The 2,422-nt window shown below is 57.7% G+C and carries 3 protein-coding genes; 1 reads left to right on the forward strand and 2 read right to left on the reverse strand.

The annotated features are described in order from the left end of the window. Window positions 1-333: 333 nt before the first annotated feature. Together NZK35_RS15995 and NZK35_RS16000 are read right to left on the reverse strand one after the other, a co-directional pair. Window positions 334-1,335, reverse strand: coding sequence for a hypothetical protein (locus NZK35_RS15995; protein ID WP_259633537.1), 1,002 nt, complete (start codon window positions 1,333-1,335; stop codon window positions 334-336). A 118-nt stretch (window positions 1,336-1,453) separates the two neighbouring features. After that, window positions 1,454-2,014 carry a hypothetical protein gene (locus NZK35_RS16000; protein ID WP_259633538.1) on the reverse strand — a complete coding sequence of 187 codons (561 nt, stop codon included), beginning with the start codon at window positions 2,012-2,014 and terminating at the stop codon, window positions 1,454-1,456. Window positions 2,015-2,041: 27 nt separating this feature from the next. Here NZK35_RS16000 and NZK35_RS16005 point away from each other — a divergent pair. Then, a partial coding sequence (locus NZK35_RS16005) for a hypothetical protein (protein ID WP_259633539.1) occupies window positions 2,042-2,422 on the forward strand: 381 nt, incomplete at its 3' end.

Below are 2,422 nucleotides of genomic sequence, written 5' to 3' on the forward strand. Positions count from 1 at the left end.
TCTTGCGGCCGACGGAAAATGGGTGATGGAGCGTTGCTGGTGTGCAAGCTAAAGCCCAATACCGCTAAGTTAAGCGTCGTTTCTTCAGATGAGGGCCCGTAGGCTCGCGCCAAACGGCTGATATTCGTTTGACATCAGCCGGTTCGCGCCAGCGTCCGGGCCCCCTCATTCATGTTAACTTAGCGGTATTGGGCTTTAGCCGCCCGGTCTCGCTGCCCCGCAGCGAGCAAGCATCGCCTAAAGGCTGGACACCAACGTGTGCTGGTATTGGGCTTTATCCGCCCGGTCTCACTGCCCCGCAGCGAGAGGCTGGACACCGACGTGCGTGTTCGCTCAGCCGTCGGTGGCTCGTTTGCGGAAGTAGGCTTCGATGGCGTCGCGATAGTGCGTCGGCAGATCGCGGCTGATCTTTTGCAGGGCTTCCTTGCGTTCGGCCGGCGGCAGGTTTCCCCAGCCGTCGTCGTCGCCGAGGTTCTTCTTTTTGACGTTCCCGTCTCCGCTGCCACCGGCGATCTGGCTGTCCTGCATGGGCGATTCTTGCCCGTTCTTCGGCTCCCCTCCCGAACTGCCTCCGCCCTGTTGCTGTTGTTGTTGCTGCTGTTGTTGTTGTTCTTCCAGTTTGTCGATCAACTTGGTGAGCTTGTCGATGATCTTTTGTTCTTGCCCAGACACCTTTTCGTCGCTTCGCCCCAGGTCCAAGCGGCGGGTGACGTCGGTCATCAAACGTGAGATCTCGTCCAACGAATCCTCTTTAAGCGGTTTGATGTCGGCGACCATCAGCTTTGCCAGGCGAGAAAATCGGACCGGACAATCCTCTTCGTTTTCCAGCAGGGTGCGGAGGTCCGTGAGCGCCTCTTGTTTCATCAGCAACGCATGGTAGCAGGCTCCGCGATAGAACAGCGAACTGGCGGGGTCGATCGACTCGGTCACGTCAACTTCGGCGATCACCGGCAGTGCTTCGTCATACAGGCGTGATCGGACCAACAGCCGGCCCAGCCAGGTTCGCACGGTCATCCGGATCGGCTTGGGCAACGACTCAATTTCTGCATAGTCGGCTGCGGAGGGGTCGATGCTTGCCGCGGCGGCGAGCGGATCTTTGGCCGCGATCGCCGCGAGCCGTTCGACCGCGTCGGTCAGACCGGCAACTGCTTCGATGAAGGCGTCCATCGGATCCTGATCGGATTGTTCCAATTGAAGCCGAAACCGTTCGGACGCTTCGGCGCTGGCGGCCGGTGGGGCGCCAAAATCGTTAAGCGAACCTCGCAGCAGGGCCGACATTTGCTCGCCGTCGAGGGCCTTCCAACTCTGCTCACTTTCCAGCGATTGATCCGCCATGGCGGTCGACCCGAGGAGCAAGAAAACGAAACAGTAGGACGGGACAGAACAGAGAAAACTCCGCCGCTTCTGAGAAGTTCGATTACGAATCACAGTGGTCCGCCTGTGTTGGAGTCGCTTACTTATTGCGCTGCATCACCAAGTCACGCGTTATTTTGTACAGCCTAGCCTGGCGATCGGACAAGTTCTTTAGCAAAGGAAGCACGTCCTGTGCCGAAGTCTCATCCGATTGTAGGAGTCCGGCATAACGTTGTGTTGTCGATTTGATCCTGGTTTCCATCGTTCGGATCAGTTTCAGCTCGGAAATCGCGCCCACGAGCGGCTGTTCTCCGGGCTGTCCGGCCTGTTGGGGGGCCGATTGGCCCTGTTGTTTTTGTTTTTCGAGGTCCCGTTGAGCCTGTTGTAAAGCGCCAATCATTTCTTCGATGGCGGCTAGGACATCTTGCTGAATGCCTTGTGTGACGGCATCAATTTGCGTTTTGCCTAATCTCTGGGCAATTCGCTCACTTTCGTCACGGATTTGCGCCACCACTTCGGGGAACGCCACGCTGGAGCCTTCTTCCCGCAGCAGCAGCATCGCCCGATCCGCTTCGACCGTGATTTTCTTTTGGTCAAAGGACAAATCGCCCGCTTTCAGGTCCGTTTGTCGGTTGCGTTGCGATTTCGGCGTCGCGGCCAATTCCGCCGTGTCGTCGATCACTTTTGATTGCATCGCAGCCATCTTCTTCAGACGACTCTCCAGTCGGGCAAGTTCCCTCTGCATCTCTTCTTCCCGAAGTTGACGCAAGATTTGCTCGAGTTCGTCGATCGCCTGACGCAGATTTTCTTCGGCCGCCAACTGGTCCTCGACGGCTTCGTCTCGCTTGGACTGCTCCAAATCCTGCTCGGCTTGCCGCATCTTTTCGATCGCCTGCTGCAACTTCTGTTCGGCCTGTTGCTGCGGCGATTGTGGCTGCTGGCTTTGTTGACCCTGCTCGCCCTGTTGTCCCTGTTCGCCTTGCTGACCCTGTTGCTGCGATCCAGATTGCTCTTCTCCTTCCTTGGCTTCTCCTTCCTTGGCTTCTCCTTCCTTGGCTTCTCCCTCCTT

This window comes from Stieleria sedimenti (assembly GCF_025060895.1).
In the GTDB taxonomy this organism is placed as follows: domain Bacteria; phylum Planctomycetota; class Planctomycetia; order Pirellulales; family Pirellulaceae; genus Stieleria; species Stieleria sedimenti.

Excerpts from the sequence above, each read along its gene's own strand:
- NZK35_RS15995 (WP_259633537.1), bottom strand. The coding sequence starts at position 1,335 with ATGGCGGATCAATCGCTGGAAAGTGAGCAGAGTTGGAAGGCCCTCGAC.